The sequence below is a fragment of the Streptomyces sp. NPDC059816 genome (assembly GCF_042732055.1).
In the GTDB taxonomy this organism is placed as follows: Bacteria; Actinomycetota; Actinomycetes; order Streptomycetales; family Streptomycetaceae; genus Streptomyces.
Genome location: NZ_JBHWIQ010000003.1, coordinates 323,931 through 348,895 on the forward strand (window position 1 = coordinate 323,931; position 24,965 = coordinate 348,895).

At 72.1% G+C, this 24,965-nt stretch carries 22 protein-coding genes and 1 riboswitch; of the genes, 5 read left to right on the plus strand and 17 right to left on the minus strand.

Going from position 1 to position 24,965, the window contains the following annotated elements:
- Positions 1–64: 64 nt before the first annotated feature.
- Positions 65–1,447 (minus strand): NAD(P)/FAD-dependent oxidoreductase, encoded by a 1,383-nt coding sequence (locus tag ACFV88_RS06235; protein WP_385486562.1) that lies wholly within the window; start codon positions 1,445–1,447, stop codon positions 65–67.
- Positions 1,448–1,956: 509 nt separating this feature from the next.
- Here ACFV88_RS06235 and ACFV88_RS06240 point away from each other — a divergent pair.
- A complete protein-coding gene (locus tag ACFV88_RS06240) occupies positions 1,957–2,229 on the plus strand; it encodes a type II toxin-antitoxin system Phd/YefM family antitoxin (protein ID WP_385486751.1) in 273 nt (90 codons plus the stop codon).
- The gene (locus ACFV88_RS06245) at positions 2,226–2,483 is read left to right on the plus strand and encodes a type II toxin-antitoxin system RelE/ParE family toxin (protein WP_385486564.1); all 258 of its coding nucleotides are present in this window, start codon (positions 2,226–2,228) and stop codon (positions 2,481–2,483) included. Before ACFV88_RS06240 ends, ACFV88_RS06245 begins: the two co-directional genes overlap by 4 nt.
- Positions 2,484–2,527: 44 nt before the next feature.
- On the opposite strand, the gene ACFV88_RS06250 is transcribed toward ACFV88_RS06245, so the two are convergent.
- The gene (locus ACFV88_RS06250) at positions 2,528–2,911 is read right to left on the minus strand and encodes a hypothetical protein (RefSeq protein WP_385486566.1); all 384 of its coding nucleotides are present in this window, start codon (positions 2,909–2,911) and stop codon (positions 2,528–2,530) included.
- 103 nt (positions 2,912–3,014) lie between these two features.
- A complete protein-coding gene (locus tag ACFV88_RS06255) occupies positions 3,015–3,731 on the minus strand; it encodes a GntR family transcriptional regulator (protein WP_385486568.1) in 717 nt (238 codons plus the stop codon).
- Positions 3,732–3,928: 197 nt separating this feature from the next.
- On the opposite strand from ACFV88_RS06255, the gene ACFV88_RS06260 reads away from it, so the two are divergent.
- Positions 3,929–4,345, plus strand: coding sequence for an ATP-binding protein (locus ACFV88_RS06260; RefSeq protein WP_385486570.1), 417 nt, complete (start codon positions 3,929–3,931; stop codon positions 4,343–4,345).
- Positions 4,346–4,428: 83 nt separating this feature from the next.
- Here the strand turns inward: ACFV88_RS06260 and ACFV88_RS06265 are convergent, their stop codons facing one another.
- From ACFV88_RS06265 to ACFV88_RS06320, 12 genes are all read right to left on the minus strand, one after another.
- The gene (locus tag ACFV88_RS06265) at positions 4,429–5,370 is read right to left on the minus strand and encodes an exopolyphosphatase (RefSeq protein WP_385486572.1); all 942 of its coding nucleotides are present in this window, start codon (positions 5,368–5,370) and stop codon (positions 4,429–4,431) included.
- The gene (locus tag ACFV88_RS06270) at positions 5,367–5,927 is read right to left on the minus strand and encodes a DUF501 domain-containing protein (protein WP_385486574.1); all 561 of its coding nucleotides are present in this window, start codon (positions 5,925–5,927) and stop codon (positions 5,367–5,369) included. Before ACFV88_RS06270 ends, ACFV88_RS06265 begins: the two co-directional genes overlap by 4 nt.
- Before the next feature lie 70 nt (positions 5,928–5,997).
- Positions 5,998–6,483 carry a septum formation initiator family protein gene (locus ACFV88_RS06275; protein WP_385486576.1) on the minus strand — a complete coding sequence of 162 codons (486 nt, stop codon included), beginning with the start codon at positions 6,481–6,483 and terminating at the stop codon, positions 5,998–6,000.
- 138 nt (positions 6,484–6,621) lie between these two features.
- Complete coding sequence (gene eno, locus ACFV88_RS06280; RefSeq protein ID WP_385486578.1) at positions 6,622–7,902, minus strand: phosphopyruvate hydratase; 1,281 nt, start codon at positions 7,900–7,902, stop codon at positions 6,622–6,624.
- 413 nt (positions 7,903–8,315) lie between these two features.
- A complete protein-coding gene (locus ACFV88_RS06285; RefSeq protein ID WP_385486580.1) occupies positions 8,316–9,068 on the minus strand; it encodes a transglycosylase family protein in 753 nt (250 codons plus the stop codon).
- A gap of 4 nt (positions 9,069–9,072) precedes the next feature.
- Positions 9,073–9,264: riboswitch (cyclic di-AMP (ydaO/yuaA leader) on the minus strand.
- A 174-nt stretch (positions 9,265–9,438) separates the two neighbouring features.
- Positions 9,439–10,524, minus strand: coding sequence for a transglycosylase family protein (locus ACFV88_RS06290; protein ID WP_385486582.1), 1,086 nt, complete (start codon positions 10,522–10,524; stop codon positions 9,439–9,441).
- 186 nt (positions 10,525–10,710) lie between these two features.
- On the minus strand, positions 10,711–12,027 hold the full coding sequence (locus ACFV88_RS06295) for a cytochrome P450 (RefSeq protein ID WP_385486584.1): 1,317 nt from the start codon (positions 12,025–12,027) through the stop codon (positions 10,711–10,713).
- Positions 12,028–12,032: 5 nt separating this feature from the next.
- Positions 12,033–13,073, minus strand: a complete 1,041-nt coding sequence (locus ACFV88_RS06300) for a nucleoside triphosphate pyrophosphohydrolase (RefSeq protein ID WP_385486586.1) — start codon at positions 13,071–13,073, stop codon at positions 12,033–12,035.
- A gap of 61 nt (positions 13,074–13,134) precedes the next feature.
- Complete coding sequence (locus tag ACFV88_RS06305; RefSeq protein ID WP_385486588.1) at positions 13,135–13,809, minus strand: SurA N-terminal domain-containing protein; 675 nt, start codon at positions 13,807–13,809, stop codon at positions 13,135–13,137.
- Between the two features lie 193 nt (positions 13,810–14,002).
- On the minus strand, positions 14,003–15,565 hold the full coding sequence (locus tag ACFV88_RS06310; protein ID WP_385486590.1) for a protein kinase: 1,563 nt from the start codon (positions 15,563–15,565) through the stop codon (positions 14,003–14,005).
- A complete protein-coding gene (locus tag ACFV88_RS06315; RefSeq protein WP_385486592.1) occupies positions 15,562–16,383 on the minus strand; it encodes a hypothetical protein in 822 nt (273 codons plus the stop codon). Before ACFV88_RS06315 ends, ACFV88_RS06310 begins: the two co-directional genes overlap by 4 nt.
- Before the next feature lie 173 nt (positions 16,384–16,556).
- Positions 16,557–18,764, minus strand: coding sequence for an N-6 DNA methylase (locus tag ACFV88_RS06320; RefSeq protein WP_385486753.1), 2,208 nt, complete (start codon positions 18,762–18,764; stop codon positions 16,557–16,559).
- A 195-nt stretch (positions 18,765–18,959) separates the two neighbouring features.
- On the opposite strand from ACFV88_RS06320, the gene ACFV88_RS06325 reads away from it, so the two are divergent.
- Both ACFV88_RS06325 and ACFV88_RS06330 read left to right on the plus strand, forming a co-directional pair.
- Positions 18,960–19,430 carry a hypothetical protein gene (locus ACFV88_RS06325; RefSeq protein WP_385486594.1) on the plus strand — a complete coding sequence of 157 codons (471 nt, stop codon included), beginning with the start codon at positions 18,960–18,962 and terminating at the stop codon, positions 19,428–19,430.
- Positions 19,431–19,930: 500 nt separating this feature from the next.
- Positions 19,931–20,353: a hypothetical protein gene (locus ACFV88_RS06330; protein ID WP_385486596.1), complete on the plus strand. Its 423-nt coding sequence runs from the start codon at positions 19,931–19,933 to the stop codon at positions 20,351–20,353.
- Here the strand turns inward: ACFV88_RS06330 and ACFV88_RS06335 are convergent.
- Both ACFV88_RS06335 and mfd read right to left on the minus strand, forming a co-directional pair.
- A complete protein-coding gene (locus ACFV88_RS06335; RefSeq protein ID WP_385486755.1) occupies positions 20,350–21,108 on the minus strand; it encodes an HNH endonuclease family protein in 759 nt (252 codons plus the stop codon). The two genes, ACFV88_RS06330 and ACFV88_RS06335, sit on opposite strands and share 4 nt — an antisense overlap.
- A 149-nt stretch (positions 21,109–21,257) precedes the next feature.
- Positions 21,258–24,833 carry a transcription-repair coupling factor gene (gene mfd, locus ACFV88_RS06340; protein ID WP_385486598.1) on the minus strand — a complete coding sequence of 1,192 codons (3,576 nt, stop codon included), beginning with the start codon at positions 24,831–24,833 and terminating at the stop codon, positions 21,258–21,260.
- Positions 24,834–24,965: the final 132 nt, after the last annotated feature.

A 24,965-nucleotide genomic window follows, 5' to 3' on the forward strand; every position in this document is an offset into this window, starting at 1 on the left:
GCCGTCCGCACCACGGATGGCGGACGGCCCCACAGTCGTACACGAGCAAGGAGCGACCAGCGGGTCAGGCGCTGAGCTTCTCCTGCTTCTCCTGCTTCGCCACGGGCGGCGGAGTCGGCTTCGCGGCCTCGTAGAACTCCTCGCGCGGCGTCTCGATCGCACCGAGCGAGACGACCTCGCGCTTGAGGAACATGCCGAGGGTCCAGTCGGCGAAGACCCGGATCTTGCGGTTCCAGGTCGGCATGGCCATGCCGTGGTAGCCACGGTGCATGTACCAGGCGAGCCGGCCGCGCAGCTTGATCTTGAACTTGCCCATGACGATCATGGCCACGCCCTTGTGCAGGCCGAGGCCCGCGACCGCGCCCTTGTTGGCGTGGCTGTACTCCTTCTGCGGGAAGCCCCGCATGCCGGAGATGACGTTGTCGCCGAGGAGCTTGGCCTGGCGCAGCGCGTGCTGGGCGTTGGGCGGGCACCAGGCGTTCGGGTTCCCGGCCTTGCGGGCGGCGACGTCGGGCACCTGCGCGTTGTCACCGGCGGACCAGATGTAGTCGCTGCCCTGCACCTGGAGCGTGGTCTGGGTGTCCACGTGGCCGCGCGGGCCGAGCGGCAGACCGTAGTGGGCGAGCGCGGGGTTGGGCTTCACGCCGGCGGTCCACACGATGGTGTTGGACTCGACCTCCAGGCCGTTCTTCAACACCACGTGGCCGTCGACGCAGGACTCCATCGAGGTGCTGAGGTAGATCTCCACCCCGCGGCCCTCGAGGTGCTCCTTGCCGTACGTGCCGAGCTTGGGTCCCACCTCGGGCAGGATCTTGTCGGCGGCGTCGACGAGGATGAACCGCATGTCCTCGCGGGAGACGCTGGTGTAGTACTTGGCCGCGTCCCGGGCCATGTCCTCGACCTCGCCGATGGTCTCCGCGCCAGCGAAGCCGCCGCCGACGAAGACGAAGGTGAGCGCCTTGCGGCGGACCTCCTCGTCGGTCGTGGAGTCGGCCTTGTCGAGCTGCTCCAGGATGTGGTTGCGCAGGCCGATGGCCTCCTCGACACCCTTCATCCCGATGCCCTGCTCGGCGAGACCCGGGATCGGGAACGTCCGGGAGACGGCACCGAGAGCGATCACCAGGTAGTCGAACGGCAGCTCGTACGCGTCACCGACGAGCGGCGCCACGGTGGCGACCTTGCGGTCCTGGTCGATGGTGGTGACCCGACCGGTGAGGACCTCCGCCTTGGGGAGCACGCGTCGCAGCGGGACGACGACGTGCCGCGGGGAGATGCTGCCGGCGGCGGTTTCGGGGAGGAAGGGCTGGTACGTCATGTACGAGCGCGGGTCGACGACCGTGACCGTCGCCTCTCCGTACCGCATCTTCTTGAGGATGCGGCTCGCCGCGTACAGACCTACGTACCCACCGCCTACTACGAGGATCCTGGGACGCTCCGTGGTGCTCATGGCATCGAGTATCCACCCGCCACGGAGGGGTACTTAGTGCGCCCCTTCACAAGGATCACTGCCCCCTCTGCTATAGTGCCCGACCCGCGTGACGGAGGTCATGCACGCCGAGGGGAACCCTGCGCCGCCTCGGTACGTTGGGTCACCCCTGTCAATACCGTCTGAGCTGCACTGTCGGCCCCTCGACCCGGTACCGCGACCCCCTTGATCCGGACCCGTGCCACACGTCGGGAACACCCCACAGTCACCCGACTCGGGACCTTGGACCCATAAGCAGGGGCCTTGGGGGCCTCCAGGGCGCTCGCCAGGGGTTTTTTCCTTGTGAAGAACTTCACGAACTTTCTCGCAGAGGGTGGCCGGAACACTTCGGGACGGCGCGTTCACGGCCCCCCGGAGGGCCCTCCGGGGGGCCTGTCGGGCTCCCCGCCGGGCGGCCCCGAAGCACCCTTCCGACACGCCGTCGAGGAGTCGGTGTACACGTTCACGCGCACACTGCATGCATGGACCCCGTGGAGAAGAACACCGTGACCGTCCGGGAGGCCAGGGCCCACCTCGCCGACCACATCAACCACGCCGAGCAGGGCACCCCCACAGTGATCACCCGCAACGGGGTACCGGTGGCCGCCGTGGTGCCCATCGCGGAATTCGAAGCGCTGGAGGAGGCGGCCGACGTGCTGTTGGCCCGCGAGGCGGAAGCGGTGCTGGCCGCGGGCGGGCCCACAGTGACCATGGCCGAGTTGCTGGCCGACCTGTTCACGGAGTCCGGCGAGGGCACGGCGTGAAGTACGCCTTCCGGTTCACGGCGGCGGCCCAGCGGCAGCTGCGGTCCCTCCACCGGACCGCCGCCATGCACATCCTGACCGCGCTGACCGCGCTCGGCGACGACCCGTACCGGGAAGACGCCGATGCCAAGAGGCTGACCGGCCCCTCGGGGCTCTACCGGCTCCGGGTCGGCCCCTACCGGGTCGCCTACCGGGTCGAGGACGGTGAACTCCTCGTCCTCGTGGTCAAGGTGGGCGGTCTTCGCGACGTGTAACGAGGGCAGTGAGCCGCGGAGCACCAGCGGCGCGCGGAAACGCGTCAGCGCGCCCTCGCCTCGACCGCTTCGATCGCCTCGATCGTCTCGAAGAGGTCCGCGTCGGTCTCCCGCTGCCACTCGGGCAGGTCGGGCCAGTCGGCCACGTACCCCGGCTTCGGGTCCCCGAAGTGCTTGTACATCTGCGCGGTCCAGGACGTGGCGACGAACCGGCCCTTCTGCTCACGACTCAGCCGCGCCGCGTGACCGTCGCTCAGGTCGAGGAACCGCCTCACCTGTTCGTACACCGCTCCGGCCGCCTGCCGCTCCCACTCGGGGGTGTCCTCCCACGGGGTCACGTACCCCGGCTTCGGCTCGCCCGGGAAATGCTTGCGCACCCCCGCGAACCACGCCTCCCGGAACGACCGGGCTCCTTCGATCTCCGTCACGGTCTCCTCTGGCTGTTGACGTCAGATGCGCGGGCTCCGCCGCTCTCCGCCGGCCCGCCCGCACCTCGGAGCCGACCGACATGCCCGTACCCGCTCGGGAGGACTAGCGCAACGGAGTCACCCACCGCAGGATCGTGGCACCGCCGGAGACCTTCACGGCCACCTCCACCACACGGCCGTCCGCCAGGTACACCGTCCTCACCACCTGAGTCACGACGACACTGGCGGTCAGCCCCAGGGCCTCCTTCTCCGCGGCGGTGGGCAGCCTCGACGTCACCTCCTCCAGAACGCGGTCCTGCGCCACCCCGAGCCGTTCCGCAGCCAGTTCCCTGGACCCTCCGGTGGAGACGGGCTCGGCGAGTTCGGGCGTCACGGCCACCACATGGGCGGGGTAGTACGAACTGCTGATGTGCACCGGGGCGTTCTCACGGCTGACGATCCGTCGCCGCACGTGGACCGGAGTGCCCGGGGCCACATCGAGACGCGGGGCGACCAACTCGTCCGCGCCCACCGTCCCGACCTCGACGACCCTGGAGGTCTCGCCGTCCCCCAGGGCCTTGCCCGTGGACTCGTACAGGCGCACCCGGGCCGCGATGTTGTTGCTGATCGGCCCCGCGACGACCGTGCCCACGCCGGCCCTGGGGAGCGTCAGCCCCTCCGTCTTGAGCACGCGGTACGCGCGGTTGGCCGTCGTGTTCGCCACCCCGAACTGCTCGCACACCTGACGCAGCGACGGCATCGTGGCGCCCGGCTTGAGGACCCCGTCCTGGATCTGTTGGCGGTAGTAGGCCGCGATTCCCTCATATCCCACCTGGGCCATGCCTCTCCCTCTCCCACTTCTCCGCGTGTGCCGCATCAATCCTGACCGAGTGCAGCGCTACACGAAAGAGGGTAGATCACGCATACATGTAGCGCTACTAGTAGCGCACCTGAAAGCTAGTGGTCTACTTTGCAGGCGATGAGCCACGCTCCCCCGGAGCGTCAAGCCCATGGCCGCCTCACCAGGGAAGTGAGTCCATGGAACATGCCCCGCCCGGCGGGCCGCCGCCCGTTCTCCTGCTGGTCGGCGAGCCCGCGTCGGCCAGAGCAGCCCGCGAGTTCGTACGGGACCACGTGCGGCGCCACGCGCCTGACGCGTCCGACGACCACGTCGAGACGGTCGTCCTGGTGGCCTGTGAGCTGGTCACCAACTCCGTCCGCTACGGGACCGCCGGACCCGACGACTTCCTGCGGCTGGTGGTGGACGCCGACGACATCCGCACCCGGGTGGAGGTCCACGACCGGGTGCGCCGGCATCCGCGCCTGCGTCACGCGTCCGCGCACCGCACCCGCGGACGTGGTCTCGTCATCCTGGACGCCCTGTGCCCGGGGCGGTGGGGGGTGACGGACCTCGCCGAGGGGAAGTCCGTGTGGGCGGAGGTGAAGGCCACCTGACCCCGCGCACGCGAAGACCCCGGCACATGCAGTGCCGGGGCCGGGGCCGGGAGGGGCAGGTCCGTCGAGGACCCGCCGGGCGGCTACGCGAGGGAGAACGCGATGCCGTCCAGGATGTCGTGTTCGCTGACGACGACCTCGTCCGCGCCGATGCGCTCCATGAGCGCGAGCAGCACCAGCGCACCGGCGCCGATCACGTCGACCCGCCCGGGATGCAGCACCGGTATCGCCGCGCGCTCGGCGTGCGTGGACGTCAGCAGGCGCTCGGTGATCTCCCGGACCCGTGCGTACGGGACGCGGGCGTGGTGGATCGCGGCGGAGTCGTACGCCGGCAGGTCCAGGGCGATGGCGGCGACCGTCGTCACCGAACCGGCGAGGCCGACCAGGGTGCGGGCCCCGCGCAGCGGAACCGTCTGCTCCGCGAGGTCGAGGGCGGCTTCGACGTCCGCGCGGACCGCCGCGACCTGCGCCGCGGTCGGCGGGTCGGTGACCGTGCCGTCCTGGACGAGGTGACGTTCCGTCATCCGGACGCAGCCGACGTCCACCGAGCGGGCCGCCCGTACGTGCTCCTCGCCGACGACGAACTCCGTGGAGCCGCCGCCGATGTCCACCACGAGGTACGGCTTCGCCAGGTCGGTGCGGCCGGACAGCTCGCGGGTGGCGCCGGTGAACGAGAACTCCGCCTCCTGGTCGCCCGTGATCACCTCCGGCTCGACGCCCAGGATGTCCAGGACGCCGCGGACGAACGCGTCGCGGTTCTCCGCGTCGCGGCTCGCCGAGGTCGCCACGAAGCGCAGCCGCTCGGCGCCGTGCTCCTTGATCACCGCCGCGTACTCGCGGCACGCGGCGAAGGTCCGCTCCAGTGCCTCGGGGGCGAGGCGGCCGGTGCGGTCCACGCCCTGGCCGAGGCGGACGATCGTCATCCGGCGGTCGAGGTCGACGAGCGTGCCCGTCACCGGGTCCGCGTCGGCGACCAGCAGCCGGATCGAGTTGGTGCCGCAGTCGATCGCGGCCACCCGGGTCATCGCTGGCCCCCGGCGACCGGCGCGGGCGCTGCGGCGGTGTCCGTCACGGGCGTCACGCAGGGGCCCTTGCGCCACCACTCGGGCAGCATCTCGATGGCCTCGTCACCCAGCGGGTTCACTCCGGGGCCGGCCGCCAGCGAGTGGGCGACCAGGACGTGCAGGCACTTCACCCGGTCGGGCATCCCGCCCGCGCTGGGGAAGCCCGTCAGCTCCTCGATCTCGTCGCGGCGCCGGACGTAGTCCTCGTGCGCGGCCCGGTAGGCGGCGGCCAGCTCCGGGTCGGTGGCGAGACGCTCCGTCATCTCCTTCATCACGCCGCTGGCCTCCAGCGTGCCGATCGCCGAGTTGGCGCGCGGGCACGTCAGGTAGTAGAGCGTCGGGAAGGGCGTGCCGTCGGGCAGCCTCGGTGCCGTCTCCACGACGTCCGGCAGGCCGCAGGGGCAGCGGTGCGCGATGGCGCGCAGACCGCGCGGGGGCCGTCCGAGCTGCTCCTTGAAGGCGGCGACGTCGGTGTCGGTCGGCTCGGTGCGCGGGGTGGTCGGCGGAGGGGTGTGCATGCCTGGGGCTGTGTCTTTCCGTATCGGGCGCTCCCCCGGGGGTTCCCGGGGCGTCGGACGTCGGGTGGGGTCAGGGGGACGGGGCGGGGGCCCCGTCGGCCCGGTCGAGGGCGCCCCACAGGGTGGTGTACCAGGCGCGGTCGGTGGAGCCCCGGTCGGCCCGGTGCTCCTCGTCCGCGCGCGGGTCGACCACCGTGTAGCCGATCTCGCCGGGCATCACGTAGTGCAGCCGCTCCCTTATGCGCTGCTCGGCGTAGGCGTCGTCCTGCCAGCGGGCCTTGTCGTCCCGGAGCTGTTCGACCCGGGCCCTGGCCTCTTCCTGTTCGCGGAGCTGGTCGGCGATGTCGGCGCGCTGCGAGACGTACTGCCGCATCGGGAAGGCCAGCGCGACGATCAGCGAGCACAGGACCAGGGTCAGCAGGGCGGCCCGGCCAGTGAGACGGGAGCGGCGGGCCTGGCGGCGGGTCTGGGAGCGGTAGACGCGGGCGGCGGTCTGCTCGCCGAGCACCCGCAACCTGGTCGCGGTCGAGAACCGGTCCCGGTCCTTGACGGCCATCTCTCGGCCTCCCCGTCACTCCCGTGATGTGCGTACGTCCCCGCACACGGTACGGGACCGGGTGCGGGGACGTCCCGCAGCCACCGCGTGCGGCCCCCGGGTCGGGGGCCGGACGGGGTGGTCGTGCGTGTCGTGCGATCAGCCCTTGAACCGCGGGAAGGCGCTGCGGCCCGCGTAGACGGCGGCGTCGTCGAGGATCTCCTCGATGCGCAGGAGCTGGTTGTACTTGGCGACGCGCTCGGAGCGGGCCGGGGCGCCGGTCTTGATCTGGCCGCAGTTGGTGGCGACGGCGAGGTCGGCGATGGTGACGTCCTCGGTCTCGCCGGAACGGTGGCTCATCATGCACTTGAAGCCGCTGCGCTGGGCCAGCTCCACGGCGTCCAGGGTCTCGGTCAGCGAACCGATCTGGTTGACCTTGACGAGCAGGGCGTTCGCGGAGTTCTCCTCGATGCCGCGGGCCAGGCGCTCCGGGTTGGTGACGAACAGGTCGTCGCCGACCAGCTGCACCTGGTCGCCGAGGCGCGCGGTGATGCCGTTCCAGCCCGCCCAGTCGTCCTCGAACAGCGGGTCCTCAATGGAGACGAGGGGGTACGCGTCGACGAGCTCGGCGTAGTAGTCCGTCATCTCGGCGGCGGTGCGCTCCTTGCCCTCGAAGAGGTACACGCCGTCCTTGTAGAACTCGGAGGCGGCGACGTCGAGCGCCAGGGCGACCTGCTGGCCGGGGACGTAACCGGCTTCCTTGATCGCTTCGAGGATCAGGTCCAGGGCCTCGCGGTTGGAGCCCAGGTTCGGGGCGAAGCCGCCCTCGTCGCCGAGGCCGGTGGCGAGGCCCTTCGACTTCAGGACCTTCTTGAGGGTGTGGTAGACCTCGGTGCCCCAGCGCAGGGCCTCGGAGAAGGACTCGGCGCCGATCGGCGCGATCATGAACTCCTGGATGTCCACGTTGGAGTCGGCGTGCGAGCCGCCGTTCAGGATGTTCATCATCGGCACCGGCAGGAGGTGCGCGTTGGGGCCGCCCAGGTAGCGGAACAGCGGCAGGTCGCTGGCCTCGGAGGCGGCGTGCGCGACGGCGAGCGAGACGCCGAGGATGGCGTTGGCGCCGAGCGAGGACTTGTCCGGGGTGGCGTCCAGGTCGAACATGGCCTGGTCGATCAGGCGCTGCTCGGTGGCGTCGTAACCGACGAGCTCCGGGCCGATCTGCTCGATGACCGCGAGGACGGCCTTCTCGACGCCCTTGCCGCCGTAGCGGTTGGCGTCACCGTCACGCAGCTCCAGGGCCTCGAAGGCGCCCGTGGAGGCGCCGGACGGTACGGCGGCACGGCCGGTGCTGCCGTCATCGAGGCCCACCTCGACCTCGACCGTGGGATTGCCTCGGGAGTCCAGGATTTCCCGGGCTACGACGACGTCGATGGACGGCACGAGCATCTCCTTCTGGGATGTGACGCAGTGATGCGGGGCCGGTGGCCCCGCCGCCCCTGAGCCTAACGGCCCCCGGGACTTCGGCCACCCGGCCGCCCGGCTCGTGGACAAACGGAAACCAAATTGTTCCGTCGGCAAACAAATGTGCTCGGGGTCCTTCACCTGAGCTCCGGGGCCCGGCCCCGTTCGCGACGGAACGCGGGGCCGGTCGGACCCGGCCGGCCGGGGACGCACCGCCGCCCCGGTGCACGGGGGCGGCGCACCGGGGCGGACTGACCCGAGGGGACGGGTACCCGGCCGGGCCGGGGCGCGGCCCGGGACCGGGGGTGCGGCTCACGGCCGGGGCGGGCCGGAGCCGGGAGTGGTCCCGTGGGGCCCGTCGGGCCCGGAGGGGACTACCGGTTCAGTGGGGGTCAGGAGAGGTGGAGCTGCTGGCCCGGGTAGATGAAGTCGGCGTCGTCGACGATGTCGTCGTTCAGCTCGTACAGCTTCTGCCAGCCGCCCTTGACGCCCTCGGCCTCGGCGATGGCGCTGAGCGAGTCGCCGCTGACGACCTTGTACTCGCCGTCGCCCTTCGCGACCTTCTTGCCGGTCGGGGTCTCGACCGTCTTGGTCGGCGCGGCCGGCTTGGCGGGCTGCGCCGGGGCGGCCGGGGCGCGGTCCTCGGCACGGGAGGCGCGCTGCTCGGTCTGCTGCGGCTGCTGCTGCTTCGGCTGAGCCTGCTGCACGGGGGCGCTCTGCTGCGGCTGCTGGGTCTGCGGCTTGGGCTGCTCGGCGGCGCCGCCACCGTAGGGGGCGCTGGAGAGGCCGACGCCACAGCTCGGCCAGGCACCCTTGCCCTGGCCGGCGAGGACCTTCTCGGCTATCTCGATCTGCTGGGCCTTGGTGGCCAGGTTCGCGGTGGGCGCGTACTTGGTTCCGCCGAAGGCGGCCCAGGTGGAGGCGGAGAACTGGACGCCGCCGTAGTAACCGTTGCCGGTGTTGATGGACCAGTTGCCGCCCGACTCGCACTGGGCGACGCGGTCCCACTCGGCGGCGGTGGCGGCGGACGCACTGGTCGCCGTCAGCAGCGGGGCGGCGACGGCCGCTCCGGTGACCCCCGCGAGGGTGACGATACGAGTGGCCTTGCTGGGCTTGCGGTGCTTGCCCTTACCGGAAAGCAGCATGAAGACATCCCCTCACCGACGCCATACGAGGTGAGCTGTCGGGTTCGGGCCGAGTGAGTGCCCGGCCGCGCGTCCAGCGCGCGGCTCCACCCCTAGCCGTCCGGTCGCCTCCCGGGGAGTCTCGATCGACTCCCCGAACGACCCCGTCCGGCACTTACCTTGGGTCCCCCGCTCCTGCCCACGGCGCTTCACGCGTCGACTTTTCCCGAACTTCCGTCGGCAGGATTCGGCGTGACGGAGGTCGGTGCCCGCATTGGCGAACGGCCCTGACCGTAGGCATGGGGCGGGCGGAAACTCAAAGCTCAGCCGGGTTGATGAGACCCATGTCTCACTTCCGCCCCACACCTCAAAACGGACATTAAGGAGCGAACTACTGCTTCTTTTCGGGCGCTTCGGGCGCCAGGTCAAGGCTCTGGCCAGGGAGGATGAGGTCGGGGTCGGTTCCGACGGTGCCCTTGTTGCCGTCGTAGAGGGTCGACCAACCCCCTTCGACGCCCTGGGAGTCGGCGATCGCCGACAGGTTGTCACCGGACTGCACCGTGTACGACTTGTCCAGTTCGTCACGGGATGCACTGCTGCGCGAGGCGTGCTCCGCCGCACTGTCGCCCTCCCGGGAGGCGACGGCCTCCTCGGCCGCCGGGGCGCCGCGGTGACGGCCCGAACCGTCCTTCGCCTCCGTCCCCGTCGATGCGCCCGTGGTCGCGTCGGAGGCGCCGGGCGAGGGGGACGACGAGCCGGGCAGACCCGACTCGCTCCCGGTACCCGTACCGGGCGTCCCGTCTCCCGGGTCGCTGCTCGACGAGGACTCGCCGGGGGACGCCTCGGACGACGGGGAGGAACTCGACGAGCCCGAGGGGTCGGCGGAGTCCGAGGGTCCCGAAGAACCCGTGGCGCCGGGGGAGGTGGCGCCGTCGGAGGGAGCGGCGGAACCGGAGGCGCCCTCCGAAGCGCTCGGCGAGGTCGAGGAACCGGGTTCCGTCGTCTCCACCGGTCGGGGGGTCTGGGACGCGGGCCGGTCCGCGGTGGAACGGGACGCGTCCGACTTGCCGGCGGCCACCCCGCCCGGGGCGGTGTCGATGACCGCGCTGCCCTTGTTGCCCTTGTCGGACTTGGACGGAACGCCCGGGTCGACGGCCGCCGCCGGGCCGCCCTTGACGAGGCCCACGGCTTCGCCGCACCCCGGCCAGGCGGCGGGTCCCTGCGCGGCCAGGATGCGCTCGCCCACGGTGATCTGCTGGGACCGGCTGGCCTGGTCGGGGCTGACCGCGTAGGTGAGCCCGCCGTGCTTCTCCCACGCCTCCTGGGTGAGCTGGAGACCGCCGTAGAAGCCGTTGGCGTCGTTCGCGCTCCACGCGCCGCCGCTCTCGCACTCCGCGAGTCGGTCCCAGGTCGCTGCCTCCGCCGCGGTCGCACCGCTCGCACCGAGCAGCGGGAGGACGATCGCGGAGCTGGTCACCCCGGCCGCAACGACCAGAGGGGGGGCCTGTCGGGGGCGTCGATGACGACCGTTCCCGGAGAGCATGCGGTGGCCTTTCGTACGACAGCAGGACCGAACACGGCGGCTGGGGGCGGCCGATTCGTCGTGAAGGTAGCCGGAGTCGAACGCCTGTCACAAGTCAATGCAGCGCAGATCACGCAGGCATCACGGAACTGATCTGACGTCACCACTGCTGGTCACGGCGGCCGGGGCGAACCGCACGGGCAACGTCCGCAGGCCCCGCATGATCAGGCCGCCGCGCCACCGCAATTCCTCCGGAGCAGCGGCCAGTTGCAGGTCAGGCAGCCTGCGCAGCAGCGTGACCAGCGCGGCGCGGCCCTCCAACCGGGCCAGTGGCGCGCCGAGGCAGTAGTGGATTCCATGGCCGTATCCGAGGTGCGGATTGTCGCGCCGGGTCAGGTCCAGGGTGTCGGGCCGGTCGAAGCGGGCCGGGTCGCGGTCCGCCGCGGCGAGCACCACCAGCACCGGGTCCCCCCGCTCGATGTCCCGACCGCCCAGGCGCAGCGGTTCGGTGGCGAACCGCCAGGTGGCCATCTCCACCGGGCCGTCGAACCGCAACAGCTCCTCGACCGCCGTGTCCAGCAGCGGGGAGCCCTCCCCCTCCTCGGCCAGCGACCGCTGGAGCAGCGCCCGCTGTTCGGGGTGGGTGAGCAGGGCGAAGGTGCCGTTGCCGATGAGGTTCACGGTGGTCTCGAACCCGGCGAACAGCAGGATGAACGCCATCGCCGCCGCTTCGCCCTCGGTGAGGTGCTCGCCGTGGTCCGAGGCGCGGATCAGACCCGAGATCAGGTCGTCGTCGCCCGCTTCGCCGAGGGTCTCGCGCTTGCGGTGGATCAGCTCCACCAGATAGCCGCGCATCTTCTTCACCGAGCGGGCGACACCGCCCCGGGGGCCGCCGCCGTGGCGGATCATCATGCCCGCCCAGTCCCGGAAGTCGTCCTGGTCCTCGGCGGGCACGCCCAGCAGGTCACAGATGGCGTAGATGGGCAGCGGGAACGCGAACTCGTGGATGAGGTCCGCTTCGCCGCGCTCGGCGAAACCGTCGATGAGGCGGTCCGTCAGCTGCTGCACCCGGGGCGCGAACGCGGCCACCCGACGCGGGGTGAACGCCTTGGAGACCAGACGCCGCAGCCGGGTGTGGTCCGGCGGGTCGATGTTGAGCAGATGCGTCATCAGCTCGGCCTTGCGTTCGCCCGGGATGCCCGTCTTGCCCTTGGCGTGTTCCGGCTCGTCGTGGTGCGCCGGGTTCTTGCTGAGCCGGGCGTCGGCGAGCGCTTGCCGGGCGTCGACGTAGCGGGTCACGAGCCAGGCCTCGACCCCGCTCGGCAACCGGGTGCGGTGCACCGGGGCGTGCTCCCGCAGCCAGGCGTACGCCGGGTACGGGTCGGCGGCGAACTCCCAGGTGAACAGGGGCGGCGCCGGCTCGCCCTGCGCCCCGGCCGGGTGGCTGGGAACGGACACCGCGCTCAGCCGTCCGCGCCGGCGTCCCGGCCCTGCTCGGCGTGTTCGGCGTGCTCGGTGCCGCGGCTCTGCTCTGCGTGCTCTGCGACGCGGATCGCGTCCCGGTACGCGCGGGCGGCGGCGCGCAGCGCGGCCTCCGGGTCGGTGCCCTCCGCCTCGGCGCGCACGGCCATCGCCAACAGGGCGTAGCCGAGGTCGTCACCGGTGGGCAGCGGGACGTCCAGACCGCGGGAGCGGACCCGGGAGGCGAGCTTGGCGGCAAGCGCGAGGCCGGGCTGACCCAGCGGCACGCCGTCGGTGACCGAATCGCGGCGCTTCTCCTCCGCCTTGGTGCGCAACCACAGCTCGCGGACGTCCTCGGGGGTCGTCGCGGTGGCGTCCCCGAAGACGTGGGGGTGGCGGTGGACCAGCTTGGCGACGATCCCGGCCGCCACGTCGTCGACGGAGAACGGAGCGGACTCGTCCTCCTCGGCGATGCGGGCGTGGAACACCACCTGGAGGAGGACGTCCCCGAGTTCTTCGCGCAGTTCGTCCCGGTCGCCGTCCTCGATGGCCTCGACGAGTTCGTACGCCTCCTCGATGCCGTACTTGGCGAGGTCCCGGTGGGTCCGCAGCGAGGACCAGGGGCAGTCGAGACGGATGCGGTCCATGACCTGGACAAGGTCGAGGAGTCGGGCGCCCGGCAGGTCGTAGGAGGCCGGCAGCAGCTCCAGGTCCGGCATGGTGGTGCGACCGGAACCGGCGAGCCGGGCCAGGCCGTCGGTGAGCGGGGACTCCCCCTCGCCCTGGGCGAGGACGACCACCGTGCGGCCCGCCGCTTCGCCGACCAGTTCCCGGGCGTCGGGGGTGGCGATCTCGACCTCGACCCCGGCCTCCCGTAGATAGGGGAGCTGGGGGTGGCCCGGGTCGGCGCACAGCACCCGGTCCGCGGTGCGCAGGGTGTGCCAGGCGGTCCAGGACAGCAGGCCGGGGGCGACTCGGTGGCTGGTGGTGACCAGGACGATCCGGCCCGCGGACCCGGTGCCGGTCACGTTGTTCTCACTCACCCGACGAACCTAGCCCACCCCGGGGCGGGGTGCCGGAAGGGGCCCCCGCCCGGGGTGCGGATCAGGTGACGGTGGCCGCCGGGCTGGGCTGGGTGACCGTACGCACCCACGGGGTGGACCCGTCCACCCGGCCGACCCGACCGTTCTCGGCGACCGCCCACTTCCCGTACCGGGGGTTGAGGCGGACGTCCAACTCGTCGGACGCCTGCGAGAGCGCCTTCCAGAACGCCTTCTGGCCCGCTTCGGTGTTCATGTCGGCGCCCAGCCGCTCGGACAGCTTCTGCGCGCCGATCTCCGTGCGCAGGCTCGCGTCGAGCTGGCTCGGGGGCACGTTGTACTGCTGGAGCCAGGCCGCCCGCAGGCCCTGCTCCCCGCCCGCCTGCTGGGCGAGCCCCTTGCGGAGCTGCTGCACGTCCTTGCGGGACACCTCGACGCCGGCTTTGGTGACGGCACGGTCGAGGACCCGGTCGAGGACCATGGTGTGCAGGGTGGCCCGGGCCAGTTGGCCGCTGCCGGACAGGGCGCGTTCGTAGCCCTCGTCGTCCTTGATCGCCGCGCGCTGGGCGGCGCGCACCGCGTTGACCCGGCTCTCCAGCTGCTCGACGGTGATCCGCTGTTCGCCGACGACGGCCGCCGCGCCCGGCCGCGCGTCGTTGCCGCAGGCGGTGAGCAGGGGGGTCGCCGCGAGCAGGGCGGCGGTGGAGAGAGTGACTGCGATGCGACGGCGGCGGTGCAAAGGAGCCTCCCGGCGGCGAGATTGTGCTTCGGTGCACAAAGTCGTGCGGTGATCGATGGTAGGCAGTGACCGGTGGTTCGGCCACTGGTTCGGCAGACCTGATTCCGCCGAAGTGGCGGCGGCCCCGATGCACCAACGATCCGGCCGCGGCCGGGGTACGCGTGTCACCCCGGCCCCGGACGTCCGCCCGGCCTCAGCCCCCGACCTGGCCCAGCCACTGGAGCGTGCGCTGGACCTCCACCGGCAGGGGGTGGGCGGGCCCGTGGTGGGCCCGCACGTCGTGCAGCAGCCGCACCAGCGTGTCGTGGGCGGCGGTCCGGTCGCCGAGGGCCAGCAGCAGGTGCCCGATCCGACGGCGGATCTCGAACGGCAGGTCGGGATCGCCCGCGGTGTGCGGATTGCCCGCGTACGGGTTCTCGTAGTGCGGGAGCAGCGCCCGGTACTCGGCGAGCGCGGCGGCGGGTTCCCCGAGTTGTTCGAGGCAGTGGGCGGCGTCGTAGCGGAAGCGCAGGGCCTGCGGGTCCGCGGGGCTCGTCTCGGCGGTGCGCTCGTCGGCCAGGCGGCGCAGTTCGGGCAGCGCGCGCCGGTACTGGCCGTCGTCCATGAGGGTGGCCGCGTACTGCTTGCGCAGGGTCCGTACGACGGGTGAGCGTTCGCCGTGCTGGGCGGCGGCGGTGGGCAGGATCGCGCCGAGGACGTCGACGGCCTGGGTGATGCGCCCCTCGCCGAGCAGCCGCTTGACCTCGTCGACGGCCGTGGCCACGTCGGGCCGCCCGGTGGAGGCGGTGGCCGTGGCGGCGGGCGGCGCGGGTGCCTCGGGGCGCGGTGCGGGGGTCACCGCCCGGTCGGGCCAGGGGGCGTGCGGGCGCAGGAAGGGGCGGGTGGGGTCGAGGGGGCCGCCGGTCGGTGCGCCGCGCGAGGGCAGCAGCGGGAGCAGGTGCTCGTACACCTCCTGGGCGCTGGCCGGGCGGTGCTGGGGGTCCTTGGCGAGCAGCCGGAGCACCAGGGCCTCCAGCGCTTCGGGGACCTCGGGGCGGCTGCGCCGGACGGGCAGCGGCGGTTCGTACAGGTGGCGGTGGAGGACGCCCAGCGCGGTGGCCCCGACGAAGGGGACGTTCCCGCTGAGGAGTTCGTGCAGGAGCACGCCGAGCGCGTACAGGTCGGTGTACGGGCCGACGGCGCCGCCCATGGCCTGTTCGGGGGCCATGTAGGCGGGGCTGCCGATGGGCGAGCCGGTGTGGGTGAGGCGGGTGGTGTCGGTGTCCATCACGGAGGCGACGCCGAGGTCGAGGACGGTGACGGTGCCGTCCTGGCGGACCATCACGTTGCGGGGCTTGAGGTCGCGGTGGACGATCGGCACGGCGTGCACGGCCGAGAGGACCGCGCACAGTTGGGCGGCCACGGCCACCGACCACTGCCACGGATAGGGGTCGTGTTCGGCGAGGTGGTCGGCGAGGTCCGCCCCGTCGACGTACTGCATGACAAGGTAGAGGTCGCCGTCCTCGCTGCCCGCGTCGTGCACGGTGACCAGGCCCGGGTGGTCGACCTGGGCGGTGACCCGGCACTCGCGCACGAAGCGACGGCGCAGTTCCTCGGTTTCGGGGCTGCCGGGGCCGGTGACCTTGTCGGGGCGCAGCAGCTTGACGGCGACCCGCCGGTCGAGGCGCTGGTCGTAGGCCGTCCAGACCTGGCCCATGCCGCCCTGCCCGATGAGCGTGGAGAGTGCGTAGCGGTCGGCCACGACACGTCCGGTCACCAGTGGTTCCCCCCGTTGCGTCGGTCGGTTCGGTCGCGCTCGTCGTGTTCGTCGGGGGTGTCCGGGGGGCGGACGGGGGCGGGGTCGGGGTTCCCGTTGCGCAGGAAGTCGCTCAGTTCGTCGAGTTCGGCGCGGACCTGGTCGATGCGGGCGGGGTCGGTGCGGTGCTGCGGGGGCGGGGTGGGGTGGTGCTGCGGGGCGGGTCCCGGGGCGGGGGCGACGGGCGGCGCGGGCGCCGGGTAGCCGGGGACGGGGGTCCGGGGGCCTGCGGGGTGGGCCGGCTGCGTCGGGTGTTGGGCGGGGTGCGTGCCCCAGTTCGGGAGCGTGTTCGCCGCGGGCGTCCGGGGAGCGGACGGGGGCGGGTAGCCGTAGCCGGGGGTCGGGGGGGCCGACGGGACGGTCGGGTGCAGCGCGCCGCTCCCGGGGACCGGATACGGGCCGGGGCCGTACCGGGGCGGGCCCTCGAAGTGGCGAATGTCGACGTAGAGGAAGTACGCGGCGCCGAAGAGGGCCATCACCAGCATCACGGCGACACCGGTGTTGCCGCGCCAGGTCTGTAGGCCCTCCGTGTTGTCCGTGCCGATCAGCGCGAACGCTCCGATGAGGAGCACGAGCGAGCCGAAGAAGACCGTCCAGTCGCGTTGCTTGCGGGTCAGGACCGCGGCCCGCAGCAGGGCGGCCCAGGCCAGCATGCCGAGGCTGCCGATGCACAGGACCACGAAGACCACCCGGAGGGTGAGCAGCGTTCCCTTGCCGGGCCGCCTGGGCGGCTGGGGCGACTGCGGCGCGAAGCCGGGGCCGTGGCCGTGGCCGTGCATGACTCTCCTGTCGGGCCGGGGCCGCCTGCGGTGGACCTGCGGACGGTACGGGTTTCGAGCGTATAGGCCACATCCGGCAACGGGCCGGCCGATACGGGGGAACCACGGCCCGCCCCGCCGGGACTCCGGGCGTTTTCAGGCGACTTGCCGGAATCGTTCGCGGGACGGCGCTGTCAGGACGCCTGGTCCGGGCGGTCTCCGTCCGCCTGGTCGCCGTCCGCCGGTCCGGGGTCGGGGGCGGGTACGGGGTCGGGGGCGAGCGTGCCGTCGGTGAGGCCGTCGTGCATGCCCCGCACCAGCCGTTCGCCGAGCACCCCGGCCAACCGCAGCGCGTCCTCGAACGCGGCGAGCGTGCGGAACCGGTCGCCGTAGCGCCGTTGCTGGTCCAGCGGGATGCGCGGCACCTGCATCCGGCGCACGTCCAGCCGGGTGGCGGTGGAGGCGTAGCTGCTCGCCTGCCGGTTGTTGGCGGTGCCGCGCAGGAACCCGGCGAGGAACCAGGGGTCGAGCGCGGCGTGGTCGGGCCGCAGCAGGGTGAGGTTGCGGCCGAGGACGGCGCCCGCGCCGTCCGCGTCGACGACCCGGGCCACCGCGCCGCCGCCGAGGACGGGGACCACCACGTCACCGGGTTCGGTCACCACGGTGTCCTCGGGGAGTTCGGCTTCCGGGAGTTCCCCGGAGGGCCCGGAGCCGGCGAGCACGTCGTGGTCGGTGAGGACGGGGATGCGGGCGCCCGGTGCGGGCACGTCGGACGCGGCGCCGGTCGGCACGGCGTGGACGGTCGCACTGCGCAGGACCACCGCACCGGCGCGGGCGAGTTCGCCGATCGTGGTCAGCGGCCACGGGGACCGCGGGGCGGCCTCGGCCGGGGGCGGCGGCGGGGTGAGGTCCGCGGTCAGTCGGAGCGTGTCACCGAGGCGTTCGCGGACGGTGGTGAGTTCCGCGGTGCCACCGCCCGCGGCCGGGGGCGGCAGATGACGGGCGGGCGCGAGGTCCACGTCGTCGTCGAGGAGTTCGATGACGGGCACCCCGCGGCTGAGGCCCGGGCGTTCCTCGACGGCGCCGGTGCGCTCGTAAGGGCGCCAGGCGTCGAGAACGGCCTCCCGCACCGTCTGCCAACTGGGGCGCGTACGGCCGTCGGAGGTGTCCGAGGTCGCGTCCACCAGCAGCACCTCGGGCTGCGCGGGGGGCTGCCCCGGGACGGGCCGGCGCAGGACCCACAGGTGCAGGGGGATGTTGTAGGGGGGCGCGGAGCCGGCGGGCAGCGCGATGACGGCGCGCAGTGCGCCCCGGCGCAGCAGGTCGGCGCGGATGCGTCGGCCGGAGCGGCGGGAGGCGGCGGCGGGCGGCATCAGCAGGACCGCGGTGCCGCCGTCGCGCAGATGGGCGACGGCGTGCTGCACCCAGGCGAGTTCGGACTCCGTGCGGGCCGGGAAGCCGTACTCCCAGCGCGGGTCGTAGGCGAGTTCGTCGTGGCCCCAGTTGCGTTCGTTGAACGGCGGGTGACACAGGACCGCGTCGACCTTGAGGCCGGGGAAGGCGTCGGCCCGCAGGGTGTCGCCGGCCCGGGCCTGCACCTCGGCGGCGTCGTGCAGGGCGAGTCGAAGGGCGGTGAGCGCGGCCAGGTCGGGGACGGCGTCCTGGGCGTACACGGCGGCGGGCGCGCGCACGGCGCGCAGCAGGGTGCCGGTGCCGGAGGCGGGATCGAGGACGGTACGGGCTTCCCCGGCGATCTCCGCCATCAGTTCGGCGGGACCCGTGGGGGTGAGGGTGTACTGGCGGGGGTTGGCGTCGAGGTGCCGCCCGAGCAGGAACTCGAAGGTCTGGCGGGCCCCGCGTTCGGCGGCGAGGTCGACGACGCCCCGCAGCAGCGGCACGGACGGAGCCAGTTCGGCGGGCGTGGGGACGGTCAGGGCGGGCCCGGCGCTCGCGGTGGCGCCCTGCTGTGAACCGGGGCCCGGCCGCGCAGCGGGGTCCGCGGGGCGGACGCCCAGGCGGGCGGCGACCACCTTCGCCAGTGCGTCGGGCAGGAGTTCCGCCATCCGTTGATCGGAGACGGCGGCCAGTTCCAGCCACTCGGTGGGGCGGTCCCGGAGCAGGAGCAGGGTGCACCCCGCCTGGACGAGTGCGGTGACGGGACCCGCCGGATGGCCGGCGAGCTGTTGCCACACCCGTTCGCGCAGGGGGACCTCGGCGAGCTTGCCCTGACGGCGGAGCCACTCCTCGACGTCGGTGAGCGCGAAGGAAGGGCTGGTCTCCGTGCCCCCCACCGGTCGGGGGAAGTCGGGATGACGACGGCGCCAGTTGCTGACGGCGGCCCGACCGACCCCCGCGAGCCGCGCGATCCCGGCGGCAGTCACCTCCGTGGCGTTGTCGTGCACCCGCTCGACCTCCCTCGTCCCCGTACTCATGTGACATCGAGCATACCCAGCCAATCGCGACCGACCTATTCACGCCGTGAATTAATCAACCCCCAGTTCTCGTGTTGACGTGGTTCACAAGCTTTGCTTCTATTGACCCATCGAACGAACGGCACCTCGGGTTCGGGGGCCTTCACTTGTGGGAGGGGACCCTTCATGGGCATCAGGAAGGCGCTCGCGATCGGCGCTGTCGTCAGCATCACCGCGCTCGGCGCGATCGGCTGCACCCCCGAGGAGGACGACTCGGGCACCAAGAAGGACAAGTCCAGCTCCTCGTCCTCCGGGGGCTCCGCGAAGGGCGACGACAAGAAGAAGGACGCCGACAAGAGCGCGGCCAAGGGTTCACAGGCCGACCGGTTCAAGGCGTTCGTGAACAAGAACGGCACGCCGAAGGAGAAGGACGCGGTCTCCCACGTCACCAAGGTGCAGGGCGCCGACGAGGTGAACGACCTCCTCAGCACGGCCGACGTCTACACCGACTACACCGGCGGCATCATGGGCAAGGGCACCGGTCCCGCGAAGCTGTTGGCCTCCGCGTTCGCGGACTGGAAGAAGACCGACAACGGCGGTGGCCTCGTCACCGTCTACGACACCGACGGGGAACTGCTCGGGAACGGCAACTTCTGATCCGCCTCTCCGCCCGGCGCCCGTGCGCCGCCGTCGGATCCACACCCCCGCGCGGCGGGTGCCCGGTACCGCTCCCGGGTCGCCCGTACCGCTTCGCGCGGGACTCCCGGGCGCCGGGGACCCAGGGTGTGGGCCGGCGGCGGCACTTCTGCGGTGAGCCGACCTGGGACGTGGTGCCGGTGCGGGTCCCGTGCGGGTGCGCTGTGGTTTTGCGCAGTTCCCCGCGCCCCTCTATCGGGTGCGTTCACCTGCCGGTGCGCTGCTTCCGTGCGGTGCGCTGTGGTTTTGCGCAGTTCCCCGCGCCCCTGATCGGGTGCGTCCAGTTGTCGGTGCGCTGTCCTGTGCGGTGCGCGGTGGTTCTGCGCAGTTCCCCGCGCCCCTGGTGGGGGGTGCTTCCCGGGGAGTTCGGCTTTTTGTGCTCGCGGGGGACCGCGCAGCGCACTGCGCGTGCATCGCGCGTCGGTCCCCTGCGCAACCGTCCGCGTCGCGGCGGAATCGCGGTGCTGAAGAAGTACGACAGCGTCTTCGACACGACCCAGGTCGATGAGGTGACCGGCCAGATCATGGCTGTTCGCGGGGGCGTGCTGTGCGAGAACGGCAACAGCCTCGTCGATGCGTCCGGCGCCGCCGAGCAGCTCGGCGATGTGCGGCGCCGCGTACGAGGTGGCGGCCTCGGGGTGGGAGCGGGCACGCGCGATCGCTTCCTCCGCCCACCCCCGGCTCTCCAGCAGCTCCGCCTGGGCCCGGGCTGCCGGCCACCAGCCAGTGGCAACGTACGGAGAAAGCACCTCCAGCGCCTCGGCTTGGCGTCCCTGGTCGCTGAGCAGCTGCGCCCAGGCCCGCGCGCAGAACCATTCCCCGTCACGGGACCCGACCTGCACCTCCTCGCTGTGGCCGAGCTCAAGAAGGACAGCGCACCCTAGCCCTGGCACTGCTTCCACATCGTCGCCCTGTCCGCCGCCGTCACCGCGAGGTCGTACTTGAGGGCCACCTGCGCGAACCGCACCGCGTACGAGCAGCGGATCTCCTTGTTCGGCGGCAGCCAGGACGCCGGACCGGAATCGCGCTTGGAGGAGTTCGTGGAGCCCGAGACCGGCAGAAGATTCAGCACGTCGTTGGCCAGCTGCTGCCGCTTCTCCTCGCTCCAACGGGAAGCCCCCATCTGCCAGGCGTACGACAGCGGCACCACATGGTCGATCTGCACCTCGGTGGCCTTGGCCTTCTTCCAGGCGATGTCCTTGCCGGTGTATGGGTCGTACAGGTCCATCGACACGACCACGCAGTCGGAACCGGTACGGAACTGCACGTCCCGTCCATGGAGTTCCAGCAAGTCGTTCCGCGTGTCACAACCGTTCCGCGCCAGCGGCACCCCATCCGCCGTGTCCATCCACGCATAGCCGAACTCGTCCCGTTCGTAGCCCGTCTTCGGCCCACGCCCCTTGACTGCGAGTTCGTCGACGAGCTTGCGCGCGTCGGCCTTGTCCGCCTCCGACGTGAGCGCGCCGAGCCCCGGCTTCGTTCCGTCCTGATTCGTCAGCGGGCTCGCCGCCCGCCCGGCAGTGGCATCTGGTCCGGACCCCGCAGAGCTGCCGCCCGACTCCAGGGCATCGCAACCCGCGAGGAGCGCGGCGGCAACGGCGACCGTAAGGACGGCCCTCTTCCTGCGAGTAGACAGCATCCTGTGACTCACGTGCCTCCCCCTACGCACAGCCGACCACACCCCACACACGCTGCGTACCCGGTCCGCGTCCTCCGTCACCGGCGCGAGCCCCGGAGACCCGCACCGCTCGCGTACGACACTGCGCCCTCCCCCTTCGACCGCGTCCGTTACGAGCCGAGGATCGTGGTCAGGAACTCGCCCGTCCACGCCAGCAGCTGACGTCCCGTCAGCGGCTTGCCGCCGACCTTCGCCGTCTTCGGACGGGGCACGAGCACCTGCCGGGTCGCCGTCTTGATCACCGAACCGGGGTACAGCCGCTTCAGCCGCAGCTCCTGCGACTCCCGCAACTCCACCGGCGCGAACCGGATGTTCGTGCCCTGGAGCACCGCCTCACCGACCCCGCACGCCCGGGCCAGCATCCGCAGCCCGGCCACCAGCAACAGGTTCTCCACCGGCTCCGGCAGCTTGCCGTACCGGTCGGTGAGCTCCTCGCGGACCGCCGCGATGTCCTCCTCGGTGTTGGCCGAGGCGATCGACCGGTACGCCTGGAGCCGCAGCCGCTCACCGGGCGCGTAGTCGTGCGGAACGTGCGCGTCGACCGGAAGTTCGATCTTCACCTCCAGCGGCGGTTCCTCCTCCACACCGCCCTCCAGGGACGCCCGGTAGTCCGCCACGGCCTCGCCGACCATCCTGACGTACAGGTCGAAACCGACGCCCGCGATGTGGCCCGACTGCTCGCCGCCCAGGAGGTTGCCCGCACCGCGGATCTCCAGGTCCTTCATCGCGACGTACATGCCCGCGCCCATCTCGGTGTGCTGGGCGATCGTCGCCAACCGCTCGTGCGCCGTCTCCGTGAGCGGCTTCTCCGGCGGGTACAGGAAGTACGCGTACCCGCGTTCGCGCCCCCGACCCACCCGGCCGCGCAACTGGTGCAGCTGCGACAGTCCGAAGTTGTCACCGCGCTCCACGATCAACGTGTTGGCGTTGGAGATGTCGATCCCGGACTCCACGATCGTCGTGGACACCAGCACGTCGTACTTCTTCTCCCAGAAGTCGACGACGACCTGCTCCAACGACTGCTCCGACATCTGACCGTGCGCCGTCGCGATCCGCGCCTCCGGGACGATCGCCCGCAGCCGCGACGCCGCCCGGTCGATGGACTCGACCCGGTTGTGGATGTAGAAGACCTGGCCCTCGCGCAGCAGTTCACGACGGATCGCCGCACCGATCTGCCGCTCCTCGTACGGGCCGACGAAGGTGAGCACCGGGTGCCGCTCCTCCGGCGGGGTGGTGATCGTCGACATCTCCCGGATGCCGGTCACCGCCATCTCCAGGGTCCTCGGGATCGGCGTCGCCGACATCGTCAGCACGTCGACGTTGGCCCGCAGCTTCTTCAGCTGCTCCTTGTGCTCGACGCCGAACCGCTGTTCCTCGTCCACGATGACCAGGCCCAGGTCCTTGAACCTGGTCTCCGCCGCGAACAGCCGGTGCGTACCGATCACGATGTCGACCGAACCGTCGCGCAGGCCCTCCAGGGTGGCCTTCGACTCCGTGTCCGTCTGGAACCGGCTCAGCGCGCGCACCTTCACCGGGAACTGCCCGTACCGCTCGCTGAACGTGCCGAAGTGCTGCTGCACCAGGAGCGTCGTCGGCACCAGCACGGCCACCTGCTTGCCGTCCTGCACCGCCTTGAACGCGGCGCGCACCGCGATCTCCGTCTTGCCGTAACCCACGTCACCGCAGATCAACCGGTCCATCGGGACCGTCTTCTCCATGTCCTCCTTGACCTCGGCGATCGTGGTCAGCTGGTCGGGGGTCTCCACGTAGGGGAACGCGTCCTCCAACTCCCGCTGCCAGGGGGTGTCCGGGCCGAAGGCATGGCCGGGCGCCGCCATCCGGGCGCTGTACAGCTTGATCAGGTCGGCGGCGATCTCCTTGACGGCCTTCTTGGCGCGGGCCTTCGTCTTCGTCCAGTCGGCGCCGCCGAGCCGGTGCAGGGTGGGTGCCTCCCCGCCGACGTACTTGGTGATCTGTTCCAGTTGGTCGGTCGGGATGTACAGCCGGTCCCCGGGCTGACCGCGCTTGGCGGGTGCGTACTCCACCACCAGGTACTCGCGGGTGGCCCCCTGCACCGTGCGCTGCACCATCTCGATGTAGCGGCCGACGCCGTGCTGCTCGTGGACGATGTAGTCGCCCGTCTCCAGGCTCAGGGGGTCGATGGTCTTGCGGCGGCGGGCCGGCATCCGCTGCCCGTCCTTGGTCGCCGTGCGCTGCCCCGACAGGTCCGTCTCGGTGAGGACGGCCAGCTTGAGGTGCGGGTCGACGAAGCCGTACTCGATCGATCCGCAGGCCACGTGCACCAGGGCCGGGCTCAGCTGGCTGCCGGTCCCGCCCTCGGCACTCTTTCGGGTGGCGCCGTCGAGGCTGGTGAGGCGGGCCGGGATGCCCTCGCCGCCCAGGACCTCGACGGTACGGGCCGCCGGACCGTGCCCCTCGGTGACGAACACCGTGCGCCAGCCGTCCGCCAGCCAGCCCTTGGTGTCGGCGAGGGCCCGCGCGGTGTCGCCCCGGTACGTCTCCGGGGCGTGCATCCCCAGCTTCAGGGTGTCCGTCTCCGCCGGGAACGCGCTCTCGTCGGCGGCGAACGGGGACACCGACCACCACATCACGCCCAGCTCGCGGGCCCGCTCCCGGACCTCCGCGATGGACCTCAGGGAGGCCGCGCCGACGTCGATCGGGGCCTCGCCGCCGCCCGCGGTCGCCGCCCAGGACGCCTGGAGGAACTCCTGCGAGGTGGCCACCAGGTCCGCCGCGCGGGTGCGCACCCGCTCCGGGTCGCACACCACGGCCATGCTGCCGACGGGCAGCACGTCCAGCAGCAGTTCCATGTCGTCGACCAGCACCGGCGCCAGTGCCTCCATGCCCTCCACGGCGATGCCCTCGGCGATCTTGCCGAGGAGTTCGCCCAGCTCGGGGTGGGCCTCGGCGAGGGCCGCGGCCCGGGCGCGCACGCTCGCGGTGAGCAGCAGCTCACGGCACGGGGGCGCCCACAGGCCGTGCTCGGCGACCTCCAGGGAGCGCTGGTCGGCGACCTTGAAGTACCGGATCTCCTCGACGTCGTCGCCCCAGAACTCCACCCGCAGCGGGTGTTCCTCCGTCGGCGGGAACACGTCCAGGATGCCGCCGCGCACGGCGAACTCGCCGCGCTTCTCCACCAGCTCCACCCGTGCGTACGCGGCGGCGGCCAGCGCCTGGACCGTCGCGCCCAGGTCGGCCTGCTGGCCGGTGCGCAGGGCCACGGGCTCCAGTTCGCCGAGGCCCTTCACCTGCGGCTGGAGCACCGAGCGGATCGGGGCGACCACGACCGAGACGGGGCCCGTCTCCGGGTCGTCGGGGCGGGGGTGCGTCAACCGGCGCAGCACGGCGAGACGGCGGCCCATGGTGTCCGAGCGGGGCGACAGCCGCTCGTGGGGCAGGGTCTCCCAGGACGGGTACTCCACGATGCCGTCGGCCGGGAGCAGGGAGCGGAGCGCTGCGGCCAGGTCCTCGGCTTCGCGGCCGGTGGCCGTCACCGCGAGGATCGGGTGGTCCGTCTGCCGGGCGAGGGCGGCCACCACGAAGGGGCGGGCCGCTGGTGGGCCCACGAGGTCGACGTGGGGTCGGCGGGCGTCGCGGGCGGCGGCCACGGCTTCGGTGAGGGCGGGGTCCTCGGCTACGGCGTCCAGCAGGCCGTGCAGGCTCATGAAGGGGTTTCCGTCCCGGTGGTTGGGCAACACGAATGCCCCGGTTCTTGGGGGACCGGGGTTTTCTCAGCGTACGCCGTCCGGCGTGGGGGGTGGGGGTTTCGTTTCCGTGTGGGGGCGTTGCCGGTCCCG